Raw genomic sequence first — 23,843 nt, 5'->3', positions numbered from 1 at the left:
AGACCCGGAAAACGCCCCATCACGGCTGAAACCTCACTTCTCCGGACGCAGCACCAGCACCGAGCAGGGGGCGTGCCGGACAACGTGGGCGGCGTTGGAGCCGATGAGATAGGTGGCAAGGCCCGGGCGGTGGGATTCCATCACGATGAGGCCCGCCTTGATGAAGCGCGCTTCCTCGATGATCTCGTGATAGACGCTGCCGCTGCGCACCACGCCCGAGACACGCCCGTCCGCCAGTCCCATGCCCTTGGCCAGGTCTTCCAGCATGGCACGGGTTTCGCCCATGGCCTTGCTCTCGAAATCTTCCGGCAGGTAGCTGGCAATGAAACCCTGCGTCTGCGCCAGAACCGCGACGAGACGGACCTTGCTGCCATAGTCATTGGCAAAGCGTGCCGCAGCCTCCAGGGCCGGGGCGGAAAACTTCGGTTCAGCCGGATCCACCGGGACCAGAATGGTGTCGAACATGGCACGTCTCCTCTTTGCATATCATTGAGCCAAGAGAAGCTTGCCTCCCGGCTCGACTTCCTGCGTTGAGAAAGATCAAGAATTTTTGCGGCTTTTCGATGAAATGCTGCCCGCAGACGGCAAAACCGGGCAAGCCGGCTCATTTTGCCGAATACATGGTTCCAGCCTTTGCTGACCTTGCGCAGGAGTGCCGGATCTGTGCCTTGTAAGAACCACTGCCCCGCCACTGAAGACGGGCGCAAGATATCCTTCCCTTCTGGCATGGCCGATCATGAGCTTCTTCACGAAAACCGCAGACCCGATGACCGCAACCGGCTGGCGCTCGCCGCTGATGCTGCTGATGCTCATGGCCGGGGCGATGCAGCTGTCCTTTGCCGGATGGTGGAACCTCGTCAACAATTTCGCCGTGCACGAGCTGGAGTTCACCGGCCGAGAGATCGGCATCCAGCAGTCGATCCGCGAGATTCCCGGCTTTCTCGCCTTCACTGCCGTCTATCTGCTCCTGGTCATGCGCGAGCAGACGCTGGCCTATGTCTCCCTCGCCTTGCTCGGGCTCGGCGTCGCGGCGACGGGTTACTTCCCCTCAGCCATGGGCTTCTACCTGACAACCTTCATCATGTCGGTGGGCTTTCATTATTATGAGACCATGGCCCAGTCCCTGTCGCTGCAGTGGCTGCCCAAGGCAACGGCGGCAGCGGGCATGGGCAAGATCCTGGCCGTGGGTGCCTTCGCCCAGTTGATTGCCTATTCGCTGATCCTCGTGGGCTGGAAGGCGTTTGATCTCAGCTTCACCACCGTCTTTCTCATCTCCGGTCTCACCACCTTCGTGGCTCTGGCCGCGCTGCTCATCATCTTCCCGCGTTTCCGCGAAGGCGTGCCGCAGCACAAGAAGCTGGTGCTGCGCAAGCGCTACTGGCTCTATTACGCCCTCACCTTCATGGCCGGTGCGCGGCGGCAGATCTTCACGGTCTTTGCCGGTTTCCTGATGGTCGAGCGCTTCGGCTATGACGTGCATGAGGTGGCCGGTCTTTTCCTGATCAACGGCCTGATCAACATGCTGATTGCCCCGAAGATCGGATCGATGATCGTGCGCATCGGCGAGCGCCGGTCGCTGGCCATCGAATATTCCGGCCTGTTCTGCGTCTTCGTGGGCTATGCCTTCGTCACCAACGCCCATGCGGCTGCGGCGCTTTATGTGATCGATCACATGTTCTTCGCCATCGCCATTGCCATGCGAACCTATTTCCAGAAGATCGCCGACCCGGCCGACATCGCCCCCACCGCAGGCGTTGCCTTCACCATCAACCACATTGCCGCGGTTTTCATTCCGGTGGTCTTCGGCCTGCTCTGGCTGGTGTCTCCGGCGGCGGTGTTCCTGGCGGGCGCTGCCATGGCGCTCACCAGCCTCGCCCTCTCCCGCCTCATTCCGCTCAACCCGGATGCCGGCAACGAGGTCGACCTCCCCTGGCGGCGCACGCTGCGCCCGGCGGAGTGAGGGCTGATTGAGGCCGGGTGCTGGTCAGGCCGCCAAACCGTTCCCCCTCCATCGTCATCCCGGACGCAGCGAAGCGGAGATCCGGGACCGGTGAGCCGGGGCGACTGTTGATTGGAAGCGATGGCAGAGCCGAAAGGCCTTGGCTCACCGGTCCCGGATCGCGCGGAGCGCGTCCGGGATGACGATGGAAAGGCTGAAGGACATAAACAAAACGGCAGGCCTCAGGCCTGCCGCTGCATCCCTGTTTCCGGGCAGGCCTCAGGCCTGCCGCTGCATTCCCGTTTCCGGGCAGGCCTCAGGCCTGCCGCTCCGGCACATGCACCACGATGCCGTCCAGCTCATCGCTCATCTTGATCTGGCAGGACAGGCGCGAGTTGGGCTTCACGTCATAGGCGAAGTCCAGCATGTCCTCTTCCATCGGGTCGGGAGAACCGGCGCGGGCGGACCACTCCTCGTCCACATAGACATGGCACGTGGCGCAGGCGCAGGCGCCGCCGCATTCGGCCTCGATGCCGGGGACCATGTGCTTGATGGCACTTTCCATAACGGTGGCGCCGCTTGAGGCCTCCACATCATGGCGGGCACCGTCAGCGGTGATGAATGTGATTTTCGGCATGATGATCGCGTCCATCCTGCGGGGGGAAGATTGATCCACACGACATAAAGGTTCGGACGCAAAGGTCAAGAACCGCGCACGCGGCAAAAGAGCGGGATCAGCCCTCGATCAGTTCGCGGATGAAATCGTTCGTCTCGCCCACGAGGCTGACGAGCGTCAGGAAGGCAGGGGAACTCCCCTCCCGCAGTTCTTCTTCCACCGTGTCGCAGACATCGGCCAGGCGCAGCGCCCCGATGCCGCGCGCCGAACCCTTGAGGCTGTGCACCAGATCGGCCTGGTGCTGGCGGTCATCGGCGGCGGAGAGTTCACTGATCAGCGTCTTCGAGCGGGCGAGGAAAAGCTTGAGAACCTCCTGCTGGAGTTCCCGGTTGCCAAGGGTGTTCGTTGCAAGCTGCGCAAGATCGATCGGGGCATGCCCCCCGTGACGGACAAAGCGGTCCGTGCTGCCCTTGCTGGCCATATTCGCCATCCCAGCCACCCCGTTACTCATGAACACAGGCCGGGGCTCGGCCCGGCTTCCTCAGGTTTTGTTACCCGAATGAATGCCCGCCTGTCCGCAAAGGTGAGGTTAAGATCCCCAGCTCAAACCGTTGCCAATCCGCCTCTCTGCGCAACAAAGTGAATCTTTGGTTAACACGGATAAAGGAATTTTAGATATTCGCGCAGGCAAGCCTCCTCCACCCTGCCCTTCGCACACGCAGCTGACGTGAAATGGCAGGCGCTGCCGCCCTGCAGGGGCTATTTTCCGGAAGCGGCGAGGACGGCCTTGCGTCCCGCCTCCGTCAGGCGGCAGACGAGCCAGTCCGGCTTGATTGGGTTGGAAAACCAAGGCTCTGCCCAGCCTGCAGCCATGCAGGCGCGGATTGTGGCAGGGGGAATGGTGCGCCCCTCATCGTCAAAAAGTGGAAGTTTTCCACCGGCCTGCGCCAAGCCTCTGGCAAGCCACTTGAGCTGTGCCGCAGAGGGCTTTTTCGCACCAGCTGCCTCAGGTCCGGCGCTGTCTGCGGGCCCGCCTGAGGACGATCTTACGTTGCGTTGACTCATGGCTTCACCACCTCCGGCAGGCTGACTCACAATGGCGTTTCTTGTTCCTTAACGCAGATTGTGCCATTACGTTGTCTGATGCGGCAAGATGGGGAAAAGGCCGCCTGACTCAGCGTCAGGCAGCCGATGCGGCGGCACCCTGTCCTGTCATGTCCAAGCGGCGGACGGTTTCTGCGTCAGAATCGAGGCGGAGGCAGACCCGGAACGGCGCGGGAAAAAGTGCTCGGTGGCTCAGGCCTCCGATTTGTAATGAGTTCGGATGTGAGGCGATCCAGATGGCAAATCCCCCGAAGGTGAAAGACCCGGCGGAAGCGGCACTGTCGGCAGTTGAAGAGGCGCTGAAGCTCGACTTCGGCGGCCCCGCAACGGCAGCAGGCAGCGAAGACGGGGCCCGTGCGGCCCTTGGCGAAGCGGCACGCGCGGAAAGACCGGGCAGCGGATCTGCTGATGCAGCAGACAGCACGGCGTCCAGCGAAGGGCGCCGGGGCCGGGGACGCGGCGGACGACCGCCTGCGGCCAACGACGACCGCCGCACCATCGGCAACCTGATCTTCGCCCTGCAGCGCCGGCCCTCGGCTGCCCCCTTCTGGGTGGCGCTGGTGCTGAGCGTCGTCTGGGGCGCCATCGGGTCGATCCTCACCATCTCCAGCTTCGGCACGCAGATCGAGGCCCTGTCCAGCGGCGCGGGCCTTTCCGCAGCCCCCGGCCTGGTGCTTGCCGGCGTTGCCATTGCCGTACCGGTCCTGTTCTTCTGGGTCATGGCCATGATGATCTGGCGTGCGCAGGAAATGCGCATCGTCGCCCGTGGCATGACGGAAGTGGCCCTGCGCCTCGCAGAGCCGGAAGACATGGCCAAGGAATCGGTTCTGTCCGTCGGTCAGGCCATCCGCCGCGAAGTCGCTGCGATGGGCGACGGCATCGAGCGGGCCATTGCCCGCGCCAGCGAGCTGGAAGTCCTCGTCCATAACGAAGTCTCCTCGCTCGAGCGCTCCTACAACGACAATGAGCTGAAGATCCGCGCCCTCATCGAGGAACTGGTCAGCCAGCGCGAGGCCATCCTCGCCAATGCCGACCGGGTGCGCGATTCCATTTCCGGCGCTCACGAGAGCTTTGCCGGCCAGCTGTCCGCCACGTCGGAAGAAATCGCCCGCACCGTCGAGACGGCCACCTCCCGTCTGGTGGGCGCCGTGGAAGACCGCATCAACGAGCTGACCAGCTCCGTCGACAGCCGCATCGACGCGCTCAGCTCCTCGCTCAATGCCTCTGGTTCCGAACTGGTCGACGCCCTCACCGACCGCGCCGGCGACTATGTGGCCCGCCTCACCTCTTCGGGCAGCGAACTGGTCGACAACCTGTCGCGCACCGGCAATGACATGTGGGAGACGCTGACCACCCGCGGCAAGGAGGTCAACGACCGCTTTGCCGAAACGGCCAGCAGCTTCGTCGAGACGCTGGATGTGCGCGGCGGCGAAATCACCACCACCCTCACCCTGCGCACGCAGGAATTCACCGAGGCGCTGGAGCGTACCGGCAATTCCGTCGGCGAAACCATTGCCCTGCGTGGTGATGAGATCAACGCAACCCTGTCCCTCACCTCGGGCCGCCTGATCGACACCATCTCCGCCCGCACCGACGAGCTGATCACCACCGTCGACACCCGCGTGTCGCAGCTGGATGCTTCGCTCAGCGACACCGGCGAGCGCGTGGTCAGCAGCATCACCGAGCGTGGCCAGGCCGTTACCGACGCGATCTCCTTCAAGGGCGCCGAGATCGTCGAAACCCTCGCAGAGCGCAGCTCCGAGGTCGCCGAGATCCTGCGCGGCACCGGCGAATCCATCGTTGTGGACCTGTCCCTGCGCGGCGGCGAAATCGCCTCCAAGCTCGATGCAACCTCCTCCAGCCTCGCCGAGACCATCACCGGCCGCGGCGGCGATCTGGCGGACCGCCTTGGCTCCATCAGCGAGCGCATCGAAACGGCCATCACCGTGCATGGCGCCGAACTCGACACCCGCCTTGGCGCCCGCGGCACCGAAATGGCCCTGCTCATCGAGAGCCAGACCATCGGCTTCCGCGAGACGCTGCAGGCAGCTTCCTCGGAAATCTCCAGCTCGCTCGGCCAGCGCACCACCGAACTTGCCCAGAAGCTGGCCGAAACCGGCACCGAACTCGCCCGCCTCATCGGCACCCGCGGCGAGCGCGTCAGCGCCGACATCGGCTCCGTGGGCGACCGCATCGCCGAGACCATGGAACTGCGCGGCCAGGCCCTGCAGGAAGGTCTTGCGACCCACCTCACCGAGCTGGAAAAGATCGTCACCGAGCGCGGCTCGCAGCTGGTCGAAAGCTTCGACAGCCGCTCCACCGTGCTGGCGCAGACGCTCGACAGCCGTCTGGAAACCCTCGACCAGACCTTCGAGCACCGCGTTGGCGGGCTCGACCTGGCGCTCGACAGCCGCATCAGCCGCATCGACCAGACCTTCGATGCACGCATCGGCGGGCTGGAGACGACCCTCAGCGACAACATCAACCGCTTTGACCAGACCTTCGAAGCCCGGGCCAGCAGCCTTGACGCTGCCCTCGACAGCCGCCTTGGCCGTCTGGACCAGACCTTCGACAGCCGCATCACCACGCTGGACACGGCGCTGGGTGACAGCATCCACCGTCTGGACCAGACCTTCGAAATCCGCGCCAGCGGCCTTGATGCCTCGCTCGACAGCCGCATCAACAGCTTGGATCTGACGCTGGAGCAGCGCACGGCTGCCTTCGAGGCGGCGCTGGAAACCCGCACGGTCATGCTGTCCGACGCGATCAGCACCCGCACGGAACTGCTCAGCGAGACGCTGGAACAGAAGTCGCGCACCATTGCCGACGTTCTGGCCGACCGCTCCGACGCAATCACCTTCGAGCTGGCACGGCGCGTGGAAACGGCTGGCGAATCCCTCGCCGACAAGGCCGACACCGTGGGCCGCCTCATCGGCGAGCGCGTGGATCAGGCCGCCGAAGCCATCTCCGAGAAGGCCGATCATCTTGCTCAGAGCATGATTGCCGGCACCGAGCGGATCGACCAGACCCTTGACAGCCGCGCCCGCCAGATCAGCGAAACCCTGATTGCCCGCACCCGCGAGATCGCCAAGGCCTTCGTCGATGGCCAGACCGAGATGGCGCAGGCACTCGACAGCCGTCTGGACGAGGCAGGCTCCGTTCTGGCCCGCCAGAGCGCGGAACTGACCGAGTCCCTCTCCGAGCGGATTGCGGAAATCAACGTGTCGCTGGGCGCCAAGGTCTTCGAAGTGGCCGAAACCCTCGACAGCCGCGCCAGCCAGCTGGAAACGGTGCTGACCGACCGACTGTCCTCCATCACCGGCACCCTGTCGTCGGAGACCGAGCGCGCCCGTCTGGTTCTGACCGAAGCCATGCAGGATGCCACCTCGACGCTGAGCGGCGAGAGCACCCGTGTCCGCGAGATGGTGCTTGACGCCGTCACGCAGGCCGCTTCCGCCCTCTCCGAAGAGCGCAGCCGCACCGTCGAGACGGTCAGCACGACCTTCTCCGACGTCACCGGCAAGCTGTCCGGCGAAGGCGACCGCCTGCGCCAGCTGGTGCTGGGCGCCGTGGGCGAAGCACGCGGCGTGCTGGTGGGCGAAAGCCAGCGGGCCGCAGAAACCGTTACCAGCGCCATGGCACTGGCCACCGGTTCGCTGTCGGGCGAAGGCGAGCGCATCCGCGACATGGTTCTGACTGCAGTTGGCGAAGTGCGCGGCGTGCTGGAAGGCGAGAGCCAGAAGGCGGCCGAGAGCGTCACCGGCGCCATGACCGTTGCCACCGGCTCTCTCTCCGGCGAAGGCGAGCGCATCCGCAACATGGTGCTCGGCGCCGTTGCAGAAGCGGCCCGTTCCATGGCCGTGGAAAGCGAAAAGGCCCGCACGCTCTACGTCAGCACGCTGGCCGAATTCTCCGGTTCGCTCACCGGCGAAAGCGACAAGGTGCGCGGCGACCTCGCCCGCACGATTGCGGAAATCTCCGGCAACCTCAACGCCGAGAGCGAGCACGCCCGCGTCACTCTCACCCGCACCGTGGAAGAGATGCGCAATCTCATCTCCGGCGAGGCGGATTCGGTGCGCAGCCGCGTCAGCGGTGCCGTGCAGCAGGCCGCCGAGCTGCTGTCGCAGCGCGGCCATGCCGTTGCACAGGAAATGCTCGAAAAGGCAGCAGCCCTCAACGAGGCCTTCTCCTCGCAGAGCGCCGAGTTCAGCAAGCTGGTGGGTGAGGACGGCAACCATCTGGTCGCCGCCATCGAAACCCGCGCCAACGAACTCACCGGCCGTGTGTCCGAGATCCACCGTGCCATCCTTGACGCCATCTCCGTCAAGGGCCGCGACGTCACCGAGAGCTTCGCGCAGCGCGGCCTCGAGGCGACCCGTTCGCTGGTGGAAGCGGGCGACCGCATCATCAACGGCCTCGACGAGCGCAGCAACCGTGCCGTCAATGTGCTGGAAGAGACCAAGCTGCGCCTGGAAGCCGACGTTTCGGCCATCCTGGACCGCCTCGACCAGTCGAACAGCACGCTGCATCAGGTGATGGCCGATGCCGGGCAGAACCTGTCGGACGTGGAAACGAACCTGGCCCGCCGGGCCAGCGAGTTCCGCTCCGCCGTGGACCGTGCCGTCGCAGAAACCAGCTCCTCCACCGGCCTCATCGATGGTCAGGTCGGCGCGCTGCGGGATATCTCGACCACGGTTCTGGCCGACATCAAGGCCCTGTCGACCCGCTTCGACCAGCAGAGCCAGGATCTCATCAGCGCGGCCCGTCACCTCGAGGAGACGAACCGTCTGGTCGAGGGCCGCGTGGCCGAGCGCAAGACCGCCATTGAACAGGTGGCCGACACGCTGCTGGCCAAGACCGAAACGGTCGACACGCTGATGCGCACCTTCACCAGCACGCTGACGGAAACGCTGGACACGGCCGATGACCGGGCCCGCGAAGCCGCCACCATGCTCTCGGCCTCTGCCGAAGCCGCCTCGCGTCAGGTGGCCGAGCAGTTCGAATCCATGCGCCTCACCGCAGGCATGGAAGGCCAGCGCGCCCGCGATGCCATCCGCGCCGTGCAGGACGAGATCATGAAGGAAATGAGCCGCACCGTGACGGAAGCACAGGAGCGGTTCGGCGAAGCGGCAACCCGCATGCGGGACGTCGCCCGCGAAGTGCACCGCGAGTTGGAAGCAACCCGTCAGGAGTTGAAGCAGGGCGTTCTCAACCTGCCGGAAGAGGCGGAAGAGTCGTCTGCCGCCCTGCGCAAGGTCGTCAACGAGCAGATCCGCGCACTCAGCGAGCTGTCGGACATCGTTGCCCGCCAGTCCAACGCGCTGGATATCTCCCGCCCGCAGGAGCGTGCCGTTGCAGCCAGCGCAGCCCCGGCTGCCAGCTACAGCGCCCCGAGCCGTCCGGCCGCCCCTGCCCCGCGCAGCGAGCCGGAACCGCGGCCTGCCGCAACCCGCCGCCCGGCCGCAGCCCCTGCTCCCGAGCAGGCGCCGGAAGCTGACAGCGGCAAGGGCTGGGTGAGCGATCTGCTGCGCCGCGCCTCGCGTGACGAGGATGGCGGCAAGGCAACCCGCACGCCGCTGCACATGGTCGAAAGCCTGAACTCGCTGTCCATGGACATCGCCCGGGCCATCGACCATGAGACCTTCATCGACCTGTGGGACCGCTACAAGCGCGGTGAGCGGCATGTCTTCACCCGCCGTCTCTACACCCTGCAGGGTCAGCAGACCTTTGATGAGATCCGCCAGAAATACGGCCGCGATCCGGAATTCCGCACGGCGGTTGACCGGTACATCGCCGATTTCGAGCAACTCCTCACCCAGGTCTCGCGCAATGACCGTGACAACATGCTGGGTCAGACCTACCTGACCTCGGACACGGGCAAGGTCTACACCATGCTGGCCCACGCAAGCGGCCGTCTGGACTGAACCAGTCTGACCTGAAACAACAAAGCCCGCCGGAGCGATCCGGCGGGCTTTTTGTTTAGGGCCGATGAGCACCCAGACGCAGCAGAGCGGGATCCGGCCGAAGGTTGCAGAACCAACAGGCAGGAAATCCCTGACAGGTCCCGGCACAAGGCCGGGACGGCGCGGTGGGGATGTTCAGGCAGTGCCCGGTCACTTCGGGTAGAGTGGCCGGAATTTCCTGCGATAGGAGATAAGCTCTCTCCGCCGTCCCGGCCTTGTGCCGGGACCTGTGAGGTGGGCACTGCTTCCTGCTCTTGCCACAACCTTTGAGCCAAGGTCCGCTCGTTCGCAGAGCGGTGAGGTTGAGGTCCGGCGCAGAGGCTTGCTGCCGAGGGGAGCTTGCCGCCCGGCAACAGACAATTTCATTTTCTCTTCAAACGAGCGGGCCCCGGCTCGCGCTGCGCTTGGCCGGGGTGAATTCACACCAAGGCTCAGAGCTGCTTACGCATCACGCCTTGCAAAGGCTCAAACGCCGCACGGGCTTGACCAACTCCCGATGAGGCAAGCTCAGCTGGAGTTGGTATCAGTGCCGGTTACCAGTCCCCTGCCCTGCCTCGAGCCCTGCCTCAGGTCAGACCTTGGAAATGACCCAGGCCGCAAGTTCGGCGAAGACCTGCCCTGCGGCGGTGTTCATGGCGCGCACGGCCTGATCGACAGACTGGCCGCCGGAGGCCACCTCGGCGCGGAAGACCATGCTGTCCACCGTCCGGCCGTTGCGGTCGTTCACGAGCCGGGCTGCAATCTCGACGACGCCGCGCGCACTGCCGGCGATATTCAGTTCAAAGGAGCGGATCTCGGTCTGGAGCTGATAGTCGATCAGCAGGCCATCCCCCGGCATGCCGACGCCGCGCAGGCGGCGGGTGTTCTCCAGTGTCCGGACGATTCCGGTCTGCACCACATTGCCAAGCTGATCGGCCCAGGCGGCCTGCGGGAAATAGGTGTAGACCGGCCCCTGCTGCACCACCGCAATGTTGCTGCTGTCGAGCGCCTGCAGCGCCTTCGGCACGGCGACCAGCACCTGCACGGGCTTGCGTGCCCCTTCTGCAGCGGCTGCCGCCGGAGCCTCAATGCCATAAAGCGCATTGGGAGCTGTGGAGGCACAGGCAGACAGGCCGGCCGCCAGGGTTCCAAGCCCCAGAAGCGTCAATGCGCGGCGGCGGTTGATCAGCGTTACAGCGTCGGTCATGCCCTTCGTCTTCCCGGCCTCTGCCGTTCCTTGCCAAGCCGCAGCGCCTCAACGCCATGGCCCTGTTTCGTCAGTGCTTCATCAGCCGGACTGCCCGGCAGGGCAGCCCCCGGCCTCAGCGCCGCTGCCCGCCGTTGAACCGCGGCACATCGTCCCCGCCAAAGATCACCCGGTTCGGCGCGCGGTCAAAGTTCTCGATCGCCCGCTGCAGGGTGATGAAGGTACGGTTGACCTGTCCCAGCGTCGCCGCCAGATCAGCCGAACCCTGCGAAGCAAACTTCGACAGGCCGTCGGCGATACCGCCCGCACGGCTTTCAAAGGCCTCCGCCACCTTGCGGATGGCCGTCATCGCCTTCGTCGCCTCGGTGATCAGGCCTTCGCCGTCGCCATCCACCATGGTGTTCACCTTGTCCATCAGGCCATTCAGCTTTTCGGACGAAGTGTTCAGGTTGGCGGCAACCGTCTTTGCGTCCGTGATGATCTGGTTCACATCGTCTGTGCGAGCGGAAAGGTCAGCCGACATGCGCTCCACATTGGTGGCTGCGTTGCGCGCCGAGGCGATCGTCTCGGCAATGGCGTTGCCCTGCCCGGCAATGGCGCTGACCGTACGGTCCACCGCATCGACAATCGAGGATATGCGCGCCGGATCGATCGCGGCGACCACCTCACCGGTGTCATCCACGGTCTTGATCAGGCCGGCGAGCAGCTTTTGCGCATCCCCGATCAGCGTGACGATATCGTCCTCGCGGCTGCGGATCGTCTGCGCCACCTGGTCCACATGGGCCATCGTGCTGGTCGTGCTGCGGATCAGTTCGTCAATGTCGGACGAGCGGTTGGACAGCACATCGCCAAGGCTCGCGGCACCTGCCACCACACGCTGCACCTCTTCCGGCTTCACCGCATTGACCACCGCCTCGACCTGCGTCAGGGAGGAGTTCATGCGCTCGGTGAATTGCTGAACATTGGCCACGGCGGAGCTGGCATCGCCCATGATCTGGCGGATTTCAGGCGCTGCGGCCTTCAGTGAATCCGAGAACTCGGTGATATTGACCACCAGTTCCTCAACCTTGTCATCCGGCACTGCAGCCAGGATACGTTCCCCCTGCATCACCAGCCCTTCCAGCTTGCCGGACAGCGAGCTGAAGGCGACCGTGGCCTCGCCGATGGAGGCCATGAAGTCCTTCACGCCATCGGAGTTCTGGGCCAGCGCTGCAGAGAATGTCTCGACATTGCGCATGGTGGAGGCGATGACCGGCTGGTTTTCGCGCAGCACATCGTTGATGGCTTCCAGCGTGGTATCCGCCTTGCGCAACACATCGCGGCCATTCTCCAGCACGTCATCGAAGAAGGAGCGGTCGGCATAGATCACCGGCTCCTTGCCTTCGTTCAGCGCATCCAGAAGCAGCCCGGTGTCCGTCGTGCCGCCCTTCAGATCCACATAGGCAACGCCGGTCAGCCCCTGGAAGCCGAGAGTGGCCCGCACATCCTTGCGCAAGGGCGCATTGGGCGAAACGCGAATGGTTGCAATGACGATACGCGGATCCTGCGGGTCAAAGTCCAGACCCGACACATCGCCCACCTTGATGCCGTTGAACAGCACCTGCCCGCCGACGGGCAGGCCGGTCACGGCGCCCGGAAAGACGACCTTCACATTGATGCTCTTGCCGGAATCGGCCGCAGCCGCCAGCCAGTAAATGAACAGGAATGCCGCGACGAGAATGCCGAGAACGAAGCCGCCGATCATCACGTAATTTGCACGGGTTTCCATCAGCTGCCTTTCAAACCCTGCGCAGGGCGCGTTCGCCCCGGAAGTAGGATTTCACCCAAGGGTGCTCGCTCTTCATCATGTCATCCACTGTGCCGGCCAGCAGAACCCGCTTCTCGCCCAGAACCGCAATACGGTCGCAGATCGAATGCAGGCTATCAAGGTCATGTGTCACCATATAAACGGTCAGACCCAGGGTTTCACGCAACTTGGCGATCAAACCGTCGAAGGCCGCAGCGCCAATCGGATCAAGGCCCGAGGTCGGCTCGTCGAGAAACACCAGATCCGGATCCAGCGACAGCGCACGGGCAAGGCTGGCACGCTTGACCATGCCGCCGGACAGCTCGGATGGATATTTATCCGCCGCATCGCGCGGCAGGCCCACCAGCTCCAGCTTCAGAAAGGCGAATTCATCCATCAGCCGCTGCGAAAGCCCTAGATATTCGCGCATCGGCACCTGGATGTTCTGCTTGACCGTCAGCGAGGAGAACAGCGCGCCCTGCTGAAACAGGACGCCCCAGCGCCGCTCGATCCAGTTGCGCTCGTCCGGAGTGGCGCTGTCGAGGTCCTGGCCGAACACGGAAATGCGGCCAGCACGCCGCGGGGTAAGGCCGAGGATGGCCCGCATCAGCACCGACTTGCCGGTTCCCGACCCGCCGACGAACCCCAGCACCTCACCCCGGTAGACATCAAGATCCAGCTTGTCGAGGATGATCTTCTTGCCGAAGCCCACCGTGACGCCGCGCGCAGACAAGAGAACCTCCCGCTCCCGCGCAGGCTGAACCGTCTCATCCAGGGCGTCGGCAGTGCTCATCATGGCCCTTATACGTTGATGGCTGCAAAGAAGATGGCAAAAAGACCATCAACGACGATGACAAGGAAGATCGCCTTCACAACAGACATGGTGGTGTGACGGCCAAGGGAGTCAGCCGAACCGCCGACCTTCAGGCCTTCCACACAGGCAATGAGGCCGATGATCAGCGCCATGAACGGTGCCTTGACCATGCCAACGATGAAGGTCTGGACGGTGATGGCTTCTTCCAGACGGTTCAGATAGGCCGCTGGCGGGATCTCCAGATACCACCAGGTTACAAGCCCGGAGCCAGTCAGCGCCGCAAGATCAGATACGAAGGTCAGCACGGGCATGGCCGCCATCAGCGCCAGAAGGCGCGGCAGAATCAGCACCTCCGTCACATTGAGGCCAATGACCTGCAGGGCGTCGATTTCCTCCTGCATCTTCATGGAGCCAAGCTCTGCCGTAAAGGCGGAGCCGGACCGGCCGGCCACCATGATGGCGGTCAAAAGAACGCCGATCTCACGCAGAACCAGCACGCCCGCCAGATCGACGACAAAGAGGTCTGCGCCAAATTGCCGCAAATAGAACCCGCCCTGCTGGGCGATGATGGCACCGATCAGGAAGCTCATCAGCGCAACAATCGGCACGGCCCCAATGCAGGACTTGTCGAATTGCACCGCAATGGCAATGCCGCGCAGGCGCTTGGGCTGAAACAGAACCGTGGCGACAACCGTGCTGAGCGAGCCCAGGATGTGCAGCATGGCGATGAAATCCTGCCATGCCTCAACCACCGACTTGCCGGTCGCTTCCATCAGATTGATCAGCATGCCCTGCCGCGGCTCATGGCTGGGCGGTGGCGGATGGTGGGCATCCACCTCGTTCAAGAGGATCTGCTGCTCCGGCCGCAGCCCTTCGACGCGCACACGCGTGCCTGAAAACTCGATACGCCCGCGCAGCCTGTGAATCAGCCAGGCGCCCGCCGTATCCAGCGCGCGCAGATCCGTAAGATCCAGCACAAGCTCAAGCTGCCCCTGCTCGCTGACAAGACCCTCCACGATCGCCTCGGCTTCCATGGCCGTGCGGATCACCCAGTCACCGGACAGGGCAACGGTCACGGCCTGTCCGTCATGGGTGGCCGTGCATCTGGGAGCGAGCAGTTGAACCTGTAATGTCATGCGTGCTGACGCAACCCCTTGCCGCTTCGAAGGACTACCCCCTATACCTGAGAGAAAGGCAGGCCGTCCAGACGCGCGGCCGGTGACAATCAATAGAGGCGGATCACATAATGGATATTGCGAACCCTTACCTGATGTTCCTTGGCGACGTGCCGGATGCGCTGGCGGCAAAGACGGCGCTCGGCGTGGTCGACTGGCGCCGGGACTGGTGCATCGGGCAGAATCGCCTGCCGGGCTGCCAGGCGGATGCCGGCCTGCCCGATATGACGATCCCGGCCGCGGCGAAGGCCGGCGCCAGGACCATGATCGTCGGCGCCGTGAATGCAGGCGGGCGCCTGCCGGATCACTGGGTTGCCTCCATCGTGGAAGCGCTTGACGCGGGGCTGGATGTGGCCAGCGGGCTGCATGTGCGCCTCGGCTCCATTCCCGCGATCAAGGAAGCGGCGGAGCGCAATGGCCGCCAGTTGTTCGACGTGCGCCACTCCGACATGACCTTCGCCACCGGCAAGGGCTCCAAGCGCAGCGGCAAGCGCATCCTCACTGTCGGCACCGATTGCTCGGTCGGCAAGAAGTACACCGCCCTCGCCATGGAGCGCGACATGCGCGCCCGCGGCTATGACTGCGACTTCCGCGCCACCGGCCAGACCGGCGTGTTCATTTCGGGCCGCGGCGTTGCCATCGACGCCGTGGTGGCCGATTTCATCTCCGGCGCCGTGGAATGGATTTCCCCGGCAGCGGACGAAAGCCACTGGGATGTGATCGAGGGTCAGGGCTCCCTGTTCCATCCGTCCTTCTCGGGCGTGACGCTTGGCCTGCTGCATGGCGCGCAGCCCGATGCCTTCATCGTCTGCCACGAGCCAACCCGCCGCACCATGCGCGGTGTGCAGACGCCCCTGCCCTCCATTCAGGAGGTCATCGACCTGACGATCCAGTGCGGCAAGCTGACAAATTCGGACATCCGTTGCATCGGCATTGCGGTGAATACGGCTGCCCTTGGCGATGCGGAAGCACAGGCCTATCTGGTGGAGCTTTCCGCAAAGTACAGCCTGCCCGCGACCGACCCCGTGCGCTACGGCATGGCCAAGGTGGTGGACAAGGTGGTTGAAATCTACGGCGAAGCCTGAGCCATGACATCGCCCCTCACCATCACGGCTGCGCATGAGCGCTTTGCCATCGAAGGCGGCTTCGCGATCTCGCGGGGCAGCCGCACCCATGCGGATGTGGTCACCGTCAGCATCAGCCGCGGCGGCCTCACCGGCCGCGGCGAATGCGTGCCCTACGCCCGCTATGGCGAAAGCATCGCCAGCGTGATGCAGCAGATCGAGGAGGCGGCAGCGCGCTTCGGTCAGGACATCAGCCGCACGCAATTGCAGGCGGAAATGGAGGCAGGCGCGGCGCGCAACGCGCTCGACTGCGCCCTGTGGGACCTTGAGGCCAAGACGGCCGGCACCAGTGCCGCGGCGCTCGCCGGCCTTGCCGGCCTGAAGCCGCTGGTGACCGCCTATACGCTCAGCGTCGGCACGCCGGAGAGCATGGGGGCAGCCGCAGCCAAAGCGGCCTCCCGCCCGCTGCTGAAGGTGAAGCTGGCCGGACCGGGAGACGATGAGCGCATCGCCGCCGTCCGCGCCGCAGCACCGGAGGCAAGGCTGATCGTCGATGCCAACGAGGCCTGGGACGAAAGCTGCTTCGCGGTCAATATGGCGGCCTGTGTGGCCGCAGGCGTTGAACTGATCGAACAGCCCTTGCCGGCCGGCGATGATGGGCTGCTGGCCAGCGCAGAGCGGCCGATTGCGGTCTGTGCCGATGAAAGCCTGCACACCCGGCATGAACTGGCGAGCCTGCGCCAGCTCTATGATGCGGTCAACATCAAGCTCGACAAGGCCGGTGGCCTGACCGAAGCCCTGGCGCTGGCTGCAGACGCCAGAGCCCTGGGCTACAAGATCATGACCGGCTGCATGCTGGGCACCTCCCTCGGCATGGCCCCTGCCCTGCTCGTGGCCCAGACGGCCGATTTTGTCGATCTGGACGGCCCGCTGCTGCTGACCGCAGACCGGGACGGCGGCCTCACCTATGAAGGCAGCCTCGTCTATCCGCCACAGGCCAGCCTCTGGGGCTGAGCCCCCGGGAACCGAAGCGTCTCATACCAAGGCATTCGATGCTGACGCATCACGCCTTGAAAATGCTCAAGCGCCGCAAGGGTTTAACCAATGCTCGATGAGAAAAGCTCATCGAGCATTGATATCAGTCCGCCGCCCGTGTCTGACAGCCGGGGTGTCGGGCAAGGAAGAGAAGCCCGATCAGGGCCGCCGCCGCCATCACCGACATGGCGTAAAAGGCAAAAGCAGGCGCTGCCGCATAAAGCGGCCCGCTGAACCATGTGGCCGTCGCCGTCAGAAACCCGGTGGACGTTGCCATCAGGCTCTGCCCTGTCGCAGACCAGCGCATGGGCACGGCCTGCGCAATCAGCGCAACGCCTCCCAGATGCACGGCCCCAAAGGACAGCCCGTGCAGGGTCTGCATCGGCACGATGAAGGCCGGATCCTGCACATGAGTGAAAAGCGCCCAGCGAAGCACCGAGCCTGCGGTCCCGATGATGATCAGGCGCATGGGCGTCAGCCAGGCCGGCAGCCTTGCCGCAAACAGGAAGAGCAGGATCTCCGCCGTCACGCCGACGGACCAGAGCGGCCCCATCAGATGCTCCGGCACGCCCGTCTTGGTCCAGTAAATCGTTGAAAACGCATAATAAGCCGAATGCGCCGCCTGCGAGAGGCCGATGAGCGTGACCAGCGCCAGAAACCAGGGCTCACGGAAAACGGCAGGCTTCTTGTCTGCCGCCTGCGCCGCTGCGGAGGCCTCCCGGGCTTCACGTTCAGGATTGCGCATCGGGGGCAGCGTCCCGGCCACGAGCACGGTCGCCGCCATCGAGCCAAGGATACCGGCAAGATAGGGCATTTCCGTGTGCGGCATCATCAGCCATCCGGCAAGCACAGTGCCTGCCACGAAAGCCGCAGAACCCCAGAGACGCATGCGCCCATAGGGGGCGCCGGTCTGGCGCACGACATCCAGCGCATAACCATCGGCCAGCGGCACAATCGGTGCCCAGCAGACCATCAGCCCCATCACCGCAACCACCGCCAGAACATAACTTGACGTAAAGGCAAATAGCGCAAGAAAAGCCATACCCATCAAAGAGTAAAAGCAGATCGAAAGACGGCGCAGGCCAGTCTTGTCGGAGAGTCCCGTCAGAAATGGAGAGGCTGCAATCTTTGCGTAGGTGCCAATTGCGAGAGCAAATGAGACTTCCGTAACTGAGTATGATCTATTTGCAAGAATGATCGGAAAAAATGGGAGGAATAATCCCGTACCGACAAAATTGACACCATAGAGAGCACTCACCCGGGGGGCGAGCCCAACTTGGAACATCTTCATGAAGGATCGAACCTTGACGGCCTAAAGGGATGTTAACTTCTTGGGCCTACTATACCGCATGAGTTGGAGGAACATTCGAATCGAATGTCCGCTGCAGCGAATAGGACGCCGAGACGATACGATGGCAGAAACCGAACCGCCAGTCCTGATACCGGAGCACGAGTATCTCACACTGGAGCAGACCCTTTCGGAATCGGATCGCGGCCGCCGCTTTCTGACCGAATATCTGCGCCGCCACCGCAGCTCCGAAACAAATTCCATTCTTGATGCCATCGCCCGGCTTGAGAAGATGATGCGCCGGGAACGCAGCGTTCCCGATCTCAACCGCATCCGCCTCGACATTGCCGACATGCATGAGGCGATCGAACGCACCAAGCGTGAGATTTCCAACATCAAGAAGGAAGATGAGGAGAGCAACCGTTTCACGGATGCCTCGCACGAACTGGATGCGATCATCACGCAGACGGAAGGCGCGACGCAGGACATCCTGAACGCTGCGGAAAAGATCCAGGAATATGCCTGGACCCTGCGCGAGAACGGTGCCGACGAATCGGTCTGCGACGATATCGATGCCAAGGCCACCGAAATCTTCATGGCCTGCTCCTTCCAGGATCTCACCGGCCAGCGCACCCAGAAGGTGGTGCATGTTCTGCGCTACCTCGAAAGCCGCATCAACCTGATGATCGGCATCTGGGGCATCGAGGACGTGAATGCCGACGATACCGCCGGCCCGGTCGATTCCCGCCCGGATGCGCATCTCCTCAACGGCCCGCAGCTTGCCGGCAAGGGCGTCAGCCAGTCTTTCGTTGACGACGTGATGGGCGGAGAAGCAGAAGACCAGAGCAGCGGTTTCTTCAGCGTCGAATTCGGCAATGAGCCAGCCGCTCCGGCTCCTGCCCCGGCGGCCAAGGCTGCAGCGGCCCCGGCTGCAAAGCCCGCTGCCAAGGCAGCTCCTGCCCCCGCGAAGATCGAAGAAGACCAGCATGTCGATCAGCTGGATGCAGCCACGATCGACGCCATTTTCGAGCAGACAGACGAAGCCTTTGCTGGCGAAGCCGGTTTCGATGACCCGGAACAGGAAATGGGTGAGGACGACATCGCCAAGCTGTTCGACATGGGCGGCGGTGATGAGACCCCGGCGGAAGAAACCCAGGCAGATGCCGAATGGGAAGCGGCCGAGGAATTTTCCGAGGACGAAGACCCGCTGGCCATGCTGACCGAGAGCGAGCGTCAGGCCCTGTTCAGCTGACCGCTCCAGAAACAGCACAATCCAAGGAAAACCCCGGCCACACCGGGGTTTTCGCATGTTTGAGACCTGATGAACCTGCTCAGACAGCCAGCGCCCTTGCAAGCGTTTCCGGATCGATGTTGCCGCCGGACAGGATCGCAACCACAGGGCCGTTCCCGGCGGGCATCTTGCGGAAGAGCACCGAAGCAAGCGCCACCGCTCCGCCCGGCTCCACCACCAGCTTCAGTTCACGGAAGGCAAAGGCAACAGCGGCCAGGGCTTCGTCATCGCTCACCACCAGTCCGCGCGCCTTGCGGCGGGTCAGGACCTCGAAAGAGAGTTCGCCCGGGCTTTCGGTGAGGATCGCATCGCAGACCGAGCCGGAGCCACTGGCATTCACCTCGCGCCGCCCGCTGGCGAGCGAGCGGGCATAGTCGTCAAAGCCTGCCGGTTCGCAGGTATAGACCACGGCACCGGCCAGCCCCTCTTCCAGCCCCAGCGCCACACCGCTGGTGAGCCCGCCGCCGCCCGTGCAGGCTGCGACGGCTTCGATATCAAGACCGAGCGCTGCGGACTGGCGGACGATTTCAAGACCAATCGTCCCCTGCCCCGCAATGACGCCCCTGTCGTCATAGGGGTGTACAAAGGTGGCGCCGTTTTCCTCACAGATGGCCTTGGCGATGGCGATCCGGTCTTCGACGCCGCGCTTGTAGGTGACGACCCGGGCACCCATCTCCGCCGTGCGCTTCAGTTTGATGGCAGGCGCATCCTCCGGCATCACGATGACGGCAGGCATGCCGAGGATGCGCGCCGCCTCCGCCACGCCTTGCGCATGATTGCCCGAAGAGCAGGCCACAACGCCGGCCGCACGCTCCCCCTCCGGGATCTGCGACAGACGGTTGAAGGCACCGCGGAACTTGAAGGAGCCCGTACGCTGGAGATTTTCAGGCTTCAGCCAGACCTTCTGCCCCGCCGCTTCATCCAGCACCTTGAAGGACAGGAGCGGCGTTTCAAAAGCATGGCCTTGCAGCCGTGCGGCCGCGGCCTTCACATCATCAAGCGAGAGGGTACCTGTCATGGCCGGTCTCCGGAAATATGCGATTTCCGAGACCTAGCAACAGCTTGGCCATGCGGCAACGAAAGGCTTGTCACCGTGGCAATGCAGGCCGGGACAGGTTCAGGCGGGGACAGGCTCTGGCAGCTTGCCATCGTGGCGCGAACTATAGGCGTCGATGGCATTGTCCAGGAACTGGCGGGAGCTTGCCTCCCAGCTGAAGCCAAGCGCCACCTGGCGGCAATAGCTGCGGGGAATATCAAGAGCGGCAAGGGCTGCCGCCTGCAGGTCCGTATCGAGAACCCCTGCGCCGCTGTCGCCGATGACATCCAGCGGCCCCATCACAGGATAGGCCGCAACCGGCACGCCGCAGGCCAGCGCCTCCAGCAGCACATTGCCGAACGTATCCGTCAGCGAGGGGAAGACGAAGACATCGGCCGAAGCATAGGCACGGGCCAGATCTTCGCCCGTCTTGGGACCTGTGAAAAGCACGTCCGGATAGGCCTTGCGCAATGTCTCCAGCTGCGGGCCACTGCCGACGACCACCTTGCTGCCGGGCAGATCCAGATTGAGGAAAGCCTCGATGTTCTTTTCCACCGCCACCCGGCCCACATTCATGAAGATGGGGCGCGGCAGATCCGGCGGCAGGACAGAGCCCTCATAGGGACGGAACAGCTCCGCATCCACCCCGCGCGACCAGCGCATCAGATGGGTGAAGCCACGCTCGGCCAGATCCTTCTCCAGGCTGCCGGTCGCCACCATGCAGCCCTGGCCGGCATTGTGGAAGCGCCGCAGCCACCTGTAGGTGACAGACACCGGCACCGGCAGGCGCGCCGCCAGATATTCCGGAAAGCGCGTGTGATAGCTCGTCGTGAAGACCTTGCCCTGCTTCAGCGCGACAGAGCGGGCCATCAGACCCAGCGGGCCTTCGGTGGCAATGTGCAGATGGTCACAGGCGAACCGGTCCATGATCGCTGCCACGCGTGCGCGGGTGGTCAGCGACAGACGGATTTCCGGATAGGTGGGGCACGGCAGGGTGCGGAAGAGCTGCGGCGTCAGAAACTCAACGCGCAGACCCATGCGCAGCAACTGGTTCGCGGTCAATTCCAGAGAACGGACCACACCATTGATCTGCGGATGCCAGGCGTCTGTGACGATGAGAATAGATGTCATGCCGCGACGGAGCGCTCCCCCATCCCCTGTTCCGCCTGCTGTTCGGCCGGACGCTGCACCCATCTGATAACCTCGAACGTTCCGTCGTGATGCTCGGCAACCGCCGTGCAGCTTTCGACCCAGTCACCGGTGTTGATGTAGTGGATGCCGTCGATATCATGACTGGCGGCATGGTGAATGTGGCCGCAGATGACCCCGTGAACGCCCTTGCGGCGGGCTTCATCGGACAGGGCGTCCTCGAAGCGGCCGATGAAGTTCACGGCATTTTTCACCTTCAGCTTTGCCCAGGCCGAGAGTGACCAGTAAGTGAGGCCGAGACGGCGGCGCACAAGATTGAAGCCGGTATTGAGCGCCAGCGCCGTCACATAGGCCTTGTCGCCGAAGAAGGCGAGCCACTTGGCATGACGGATGACCACGTCGAACTGGTCGCCGTGGATGACCAGATACTCGCGCCCGTCGGCTGCCGTATGCACGACACTGTCCGCCACCTCGACGCCGCCGAAATGGGTCCCGAGGAAGTCCCGCAGGAATTCGTCATGATTGCCGGGAATATAGAAGATGCGCGCACCCTTGCGGGCCTTGCGCAGGATCTTCTGGATCACGTCATTATGCGCCTGCGGCCAGTACCAGCTGCGCTTCAGCCGCCAGCCGTCGACAATATCGCCGACCAGATACACGGTCTCGGCGTCATTGTACTTCAGGAAGTCGAGCAGAAGATCTGCCTGGCATCCGCGCGTCCCAAGATGAACATCCGAAATGAACAGGGCCCGGTAATGCTGGCCCTCCTGCAGAGCTGTCATGTCTGGCGCTCCCGATTACCTTTTGCCCCCTTAGACGCGATTCAGGTATCAGGATTATGACAGCAAAGTTTTTCACAAGCAGACGCCCAGTTTTCTGGCGAAATTTATTATTGAACAAAAGACATTTACGGAAAAATGCGACAGTTCAATGAATGACCGGAACGGACGTTTGTCCCGGAAATGCAAACGGCCGGCACCCGCAGGTACCGGCCGTCTTTGATACCGCTGGATAGGCGGTCAGAAGCGGTAGCGCATGGCAGCGCTGACGATGTTGACCGAGGCATCCGCCTTGCCGGCGAACACGATGGGCGCAGCCGCGCTGTAGTCCTGGTGCCCCGGCGCGATACGAATATTCGCATCGCGGCCGATGATGTGGGTGTAGCCCAGGTCGAAGGCCAGATTGTCCAGCACCTTGTAGCTGGCACCCGCGCTCAGCCAGATCCGGTCACTGTCCGGCAGGCGGGCGGAGCGGATCTTGTCGTCAATGGGCGACCATTCATAGGCCGCACCTGCCCGAACAGTCAGGTGCTCGTTGACATCATATTCCGCACCCAGAGCCGCGAACCAGCCGTCGTTGTAGTTGAACTTCAGCGTGGTCAGCGTGGCGCCATTGGCCTGAAGCGTGACCTTGGGCGACTTCAACCGGCTCCAGTTGGCCCACTCCACGGTGCCAAGCACGCGGAAGCTGTCGGTGATGCGCTGCTTGGCAGACAAGGTGACGGTTTCGGGCGTAATCAGCGAGGCATAGATCGGAACTGCAGCGGCCGACGTGATCGTCCCGTCAAGATCGTGAGCCACACCCGAACGGTAGCCGAGACCGAACTCGGTACCGGCAAAGGGCTTGTAGATCACGCCTGCGGTAACACCCACGCCGATGTTGTCGCCTTCAAGCGTCGTGACGGGCGGCGTGGTGGAAGCATTCGTACCTGTTCTCAGCCGCACGCTGAAATACTGCACCTGCACACCCGCGCCAAAAGCCAGCTGGTCATTCACCTTATAGCCGACCATCGGGTTGGCGTTGATCGAGAACGCCTTCGAGCCCGCATTGTAGGTCTGGCCAGCCCAAGGCACGCCGCCATCCGGCTTGGTGGACAGACCGAAGGGCGCATTCACGGCAAGACCAAAGAATACCTGATCGTTGACGTTGTATGCCGTGTAGCTGGAGCCGATCCAGGCATCGGACGCAATATCGCCGCCGTTGCCATAGGCGCGCAACGTGGAGGTCGAATCAAGATTGATATTGGCCTTGGGCGCAATCAGCGCGTGATGGGACTCGGTGGTGATGCCCAAGCCTGCACCTGTGATCGCCGCCGGGTTCCAGAACATCGACGAGATCGACGGACCGGTCGTCGCGTTACCGGCGAAGGACATACCTTGATAATAAGCGCTCTGCTCACGCAGCGCAAAACCGCCTGCATAAGCCTGCCCCGCAACAGAGATCATCCCGATGGCGGTGGTGCACAGAGCCAGCGTCTTGCTGATACGAACCATGTTGCTCAAACCCTCCCAAGCATTCTCAAAGCCCTGCCAAGCTTTGTTCCTCAGGATCAACGGTCAGGCAAAATTCAGGATAGATCAATTGCAAAAGAATGCATGGCCGAGAACTTGGGATTTA

General features: G+C 63.5%; 17 protein-coding genes. 5 read left to right on the top strand and 12 right to left on the bottom strand.

The genetic code is table 11. The annotated features are described in order from the left end of the window. Nucleotides 1-33 precede the first annotated feature (33 nt). Entirely contained in the window at nucleotides 34-465 is a 432-nt protein-coding gene (locus AC0CMF_RS12515; RefSeq protein WP_019964534.1) for a universal stress protein, read from the bottom strand. A gap of 271 nt (nucleotides 466-736) precedes the next feature. On the opposite strand from AC0CMF_RS12515, the gene AC0CMF_RS12510 reads away from it, so the two are divergent. Next, a complete protein-coding gene (locus tag AC0CMF_RS12510; protein ID WP_050472571.1) occupies nucleotides 737-1,960 on the top strand; it encodes an MFS transporter in 1,224 nt (407 codons plus the stop codon). A 295-nt stretch (nucleotides 1,961-2,255) separates the two neighbouring features. Here the strand turns inward: AC0CMF_RS12510 and AC0CMF_RS12505 are convergent, their stop codons facing one another. Further along, the gene (locus AC0CMF_RS12505) at nucleotides 2,256-2,576 is read right to left on the bottom strand and encodes a 2Fe-2S iron-sulfur cluster-binding protein (protein ID WP_026355705.1); all 321 of its coding nucleotides are present in this window, start codon (nucleotides 2,574-2,576) and stop codon (nucleotides 2,256-2,258) included. 97 nt (nucleotides 2,577-2,673) lie between these two features. Beyond that, nucleotides 2,674-3,036: an Hpt domain-containing protein gene (locus AC0CMF_RS12500; RefSeq protein ID WP_197717685.1), complete on the bottom strand. Its 363-nt coding sequence runs from the start codon at nucleotides 3,034-3,036 to the stop codon at nucleotides 2,674-2,676. A gap of 859 nt (nucleotides 3,037-3,895) precedes the next feature. On the opposite strand from AC0CMF_RS12500, the gene AC0CMF_RS12495 reads away from it, so the two are divergent. Further along, complete coding sequence (locus tag AC0CMF_RS12495; protein ID WP_472481757.1) at nucleotides 3,896-9,583, top strand: apolipoprotein A-IV repeat region-like domain-containing protein; 5,688 nt, start codon at nucleotides 3,896-3,898, stop codon at nucleotides 9,581-9,583. Between the two features lie 610 nt (nucleotides 9,584-10,193). Here the strand turns inward: AC0CMF_RS12495 and AC0CMF_RS12490 are convergent. From AC0CMF_RS12490 to AC0CMF_RS12475, 4 genes are all read right to left on the bottom strand, one after another. Further along, nucleotides 10,194-10,808, bottom strand: coding sequence for an ABC-type transport auxiliary lipoprotein family protein (locus tag AC0CMF_RS12490; RefSeq protein ID WP_123194677.1), 615 nt, complete (start codon nucleotides 10,806-10,808; stop codon nucleotides 10,194-10,196). Between the two features lie 115 nt (nucleotides 10,809-10,923). Next, nucleotides 10,924-12,576 carry an MCE family protein gene (locus AC0CMF_RS12485; RefSeq protein WP_374629000.1) on the bottom strand — a complete coding sequence of 551 codons (1,653 nt, stop codon included), beginning with the start codon at nucleotides 12,574-12,576 and terminating at the stop codon, nucleotides 10,924-10,926. Nucleotides 12,577-12,586: 10 nt separating this feature from the next. Further along, nucleotides 12,587-13,387, bottom strand: coding sequence for an ABC transporter ATP-binding protein (locus tag AC0CMF_RS12480; RefSeq protein WP_208977185.1), 801 nt, complete (start codon nucleotides 13,385-13,387; stop codon nucleotides 12,587-12,589). 8 nt (nucleotides 13,388-13,395) lie between these two features. Continuing rightward, nucleotides 13,396-14,544 carry an ABC transporter permease gene (locus AC0CMF_RS12475; RefSeq protein ID WP_058899409.1) on the bottom strand — a complete coding sequence of 383 codons (1,149 nt, stop codon included), beginning with the start codon at nucleotides 14,542-14,544 and terminating at the stop codon, nucleotides 13,396-13,398. A gap of 110 nt (nucleotides 14,545-14,654) precedes the next feature. Here AC0CMF_RS12475 and dgcN point away from each other — a divergent pair, with 110 nt between their 5' ends. Both dgcN and dgcA read left to right on the top strand, forming a co-directional pair. Further along, a complete protein-coding gene (dgcN, locus tag AC0CMF_RS12470; RefSeq protein ID WP_374629001.1) occupies nucleotides 14,655-15,668 on the top strand; it encodes an N-acetyltransferase DgcN in 1,014 nt (337 codons plus the stop codon). 3 nt (nucleotides 15,669-15,671) lie between these two features. Then, nucleotides 15,672-16,661 (top strand): N-acetyl-D-Glu racemase DgcA, encoded by a 990-nt coding sequence (dgcA, locus tag AC0CMF_RS12465; RefSeq protein ID WP_374629002.1) that lies wholly within the window; start codon nucleotides 15,672-15,674, stop codon nucleotides 16,659-16,661. A 124-nt stretch (nucleotides 16,662-16,785) separates the two neighbouring features. Here dgcA and AC0CMF_RS12460 read toward each other — a convergent pair whose 3' ends face one another. Beyond that, nucleotides 16,786-17,967, bottom strand: a complete 1,182-nt coding sequence (locus AC0CMF_RS12460) for an MFS transporter (RefSeq protein WP_094463298.1) — start codon at nucleotides 17,965-17,967, stop codon at nucleotides 16,786-16,788. A gap of 127 nt (nucleotides 17,968-18,094) precedes the next feature. Between AC0CMF_RS12460 and AC0CMF_RS12455 the strand changes: the two genes are divergently transcribed. Beyond that, nucleotides 18,095-19,222: a protein phosphatase CheZ gene (locus tag AC0CMF_RS12455; RefSeq protein ID WP_050474164.1), complete on the top strand. Its 1,128-nt coding sequence runs from the start codon at nucleotides 18,095-18,097 to the stop codon at nucleotides 19,220-19,222. Nucleotides 19,223-19,301: 79 nt separating this feature from the next. On the opposite strand, the gene AC0CMF_RS12450 is transcribed toward AC0CMF_RS12455, so the two are convergent. The 4 genes from AC0CMF_RS12450 to AC0CMF_RS12435 form a co-directional block, all read right to left on the bottom strand. Next, on the bottom strand, nucleotides 19,302-20,279 hold the full coding sequence (locus AC0CMF_RS12450; protein WP_374629003.1) for a threonine ammonia-lyase: 978 nt from the start codon (nucleotides 20,277-20,279) through the stop codon (nucleotides 19,302-19,304). A 99-nt stretch (nucleotides 20,280-20,378) separates the two neighbouring features. Continuing rightward, nucleotides 20,379-21,428 carry a glycosyltransferase family 4 protein gene (locus AC0CMF_RS12445; protein ID WP_050474166.1) on the bottom strand — a complete coding sequence of 350 codons (1,050 nt, stop codon included), beginning with the start codon at nucleotides 21,426-21,428 and terminating at the stop codon, nucleotides 20,379-20,381. After that, nucleotides 21,425-22,228 (bottom strand): UDP-2,3-diacylglucosamine diphosphatase, encoded by an 804-nt coding sequence (locus tag AC0CMF_RS12440; RefSeq protein ID WP_058899404.1) that lies wholly within the window; start codon nucleotides 22,226-22,228, stop codon nucleotides 21,425-21,427. The genes AC0CMF_RS12445 and AC0CMF_RS12440 overlap by 4 nt, the downstream gene beginning before the upstream one ends. 237 nt (nucleotides 22,229-22,465) lie before the next feature. Then, nucleotides 22,466-23,719 (bottom strand): OmpP1/FadL family transporter, encoded by a 1,254-nt coding sequence (locus tag AC0CMF_RS12435; RefSeq protein ID WP_058899403.1) that lies wholly within the window; start codon nucleotides 23,717-23,719, stop codon nucleotides 22,466-22,468. Nucleotides 23,720-23,843: the final 124 nt, after the last annotated feature.

Source organism: Pannonibacter sp. CBAS1226 (genome assembly GCF_055685825.1).
The sequence above is the reverse complement of the archived record's forward strand: the minus strand, read 5'-3'. Positions and strand labels throughout refer to the sequence as shown.

Coding starts and splice junctions, on each gene's coding strand:
- AC0CMF_RS12515 (WP_019964534.1), bottom strand. CDS start 465: ATGTTCGACACCATTCTGGTCCCGGTGGATCCGGCTGAACCGAAGTTT.
- AC0CMF_RS12510 (WP_050472571.1), top strand. CDS start 737: ATGAGCTTCTTCACGAAAACCGCAGACCCGATGACCGCAACCGGCTGG.
- AC0CMF_RS12505 (WP_026355705.1), bottom strand. CDS start 2,576: ATGCCGAAAATCACATTCATCACCGCTGACGGTGCCCGCCATGATGTG.
- AC0CMF_RS12500 (WP_197717685.1), bottom strand. CDS start 3,036: ATGGCCAGCAAGGGCAGCACGGACCGCTTTGTCCGTCACGGGGGGCAT.
- AC0CMF_RS12495 (WP_472481757.1), top strand. CDS start 3,896: ATGGCAAATCCCCCGAAGGTGAAAGACCCGGCGGAAGCGGCACTGTCG.
- AC0CMF_RS12490 (WP_123194677.1), bottom strand. CDS start 10,808: ATGACCGACGCTGTAACGCTGATCAACCGCCGCCGCGCATTGACGCTT.
- AC0CMF_RS12485 (WP_374629000.1), bottom strand. CDS start 12,576: ATGGAAACCCGTGCAAATTACGTGATGATCGGCGGCTTCGTTCTCGGC.
- AC0CMF_RS12480 (WP_208977185.1), bottom strand. CDS start 13,387: ATGAGCACTGCCGACGCCCTGGATGAGACGGTTCAGCCTGCGCGGGAG.
- AC0CMF_RS12475 (WP_058899409.1), bottom strand. CDS start 14,544: ATGACATTACAGGTTCAACTGCTCGCTCCCAGATGCACGGCCACCCAT.
- dgcN (WP_374629001.1), top strand. CDS start 14,655: ATGGATATTGCGAACCCTTACCTGATGTTCCTTGGCGACGTGCCGGAT.
- dgcA (WP_374629002.1), top strand. CDS start 15,672: ATGACATCGCCCCTCACCATCACGGCTGCGCATGAGCGCTTTGCCATC.
- AC0CMF_RS12460 (WP_094463298.1), bottom strand. CDS start 17,967: ATGTTCCAAGTTGGGCTCGCCCCCCGGGTGAGTGCTCTCTATGGTGTC.
- AC0CMF_RS12455 (WP_050474164.1), top strand. CDS start 18,095: ATGGCAGAAACCGAACCGCCAGTCCTGATACCGGAGCACGAGTATCTC.
- AC0CMF_RS12450 (WP_374629003.1), bottom strand. CDS start 20,279: ATGACAGGTACCCTCTCGCTTGATGATGTGAAGGCCGCGGCCGCACGG.
- AC0CMF_RS12445 (WP_050474166.1), bottom strand. CDS start 21,428: ATGACATCTATTCTCATCGTCACAGACGCCTGGCATCCGCAGATCAAT.
- AC0CMF_RS12440 (WP_058899404.1), bottom strand. CDS start 22,228: ATGACAGCTCTGCAGGAGGGCCAGCATTACCGGGCCCTGTTCATTTCG.
- AC0CMF_RS12435 (WP_058899403.1), bottom strand. CDS start 23,719: ATGGTTCGTATCAGCAAGACGCTGGCTCTGTGCACCACCGCCATCGGG.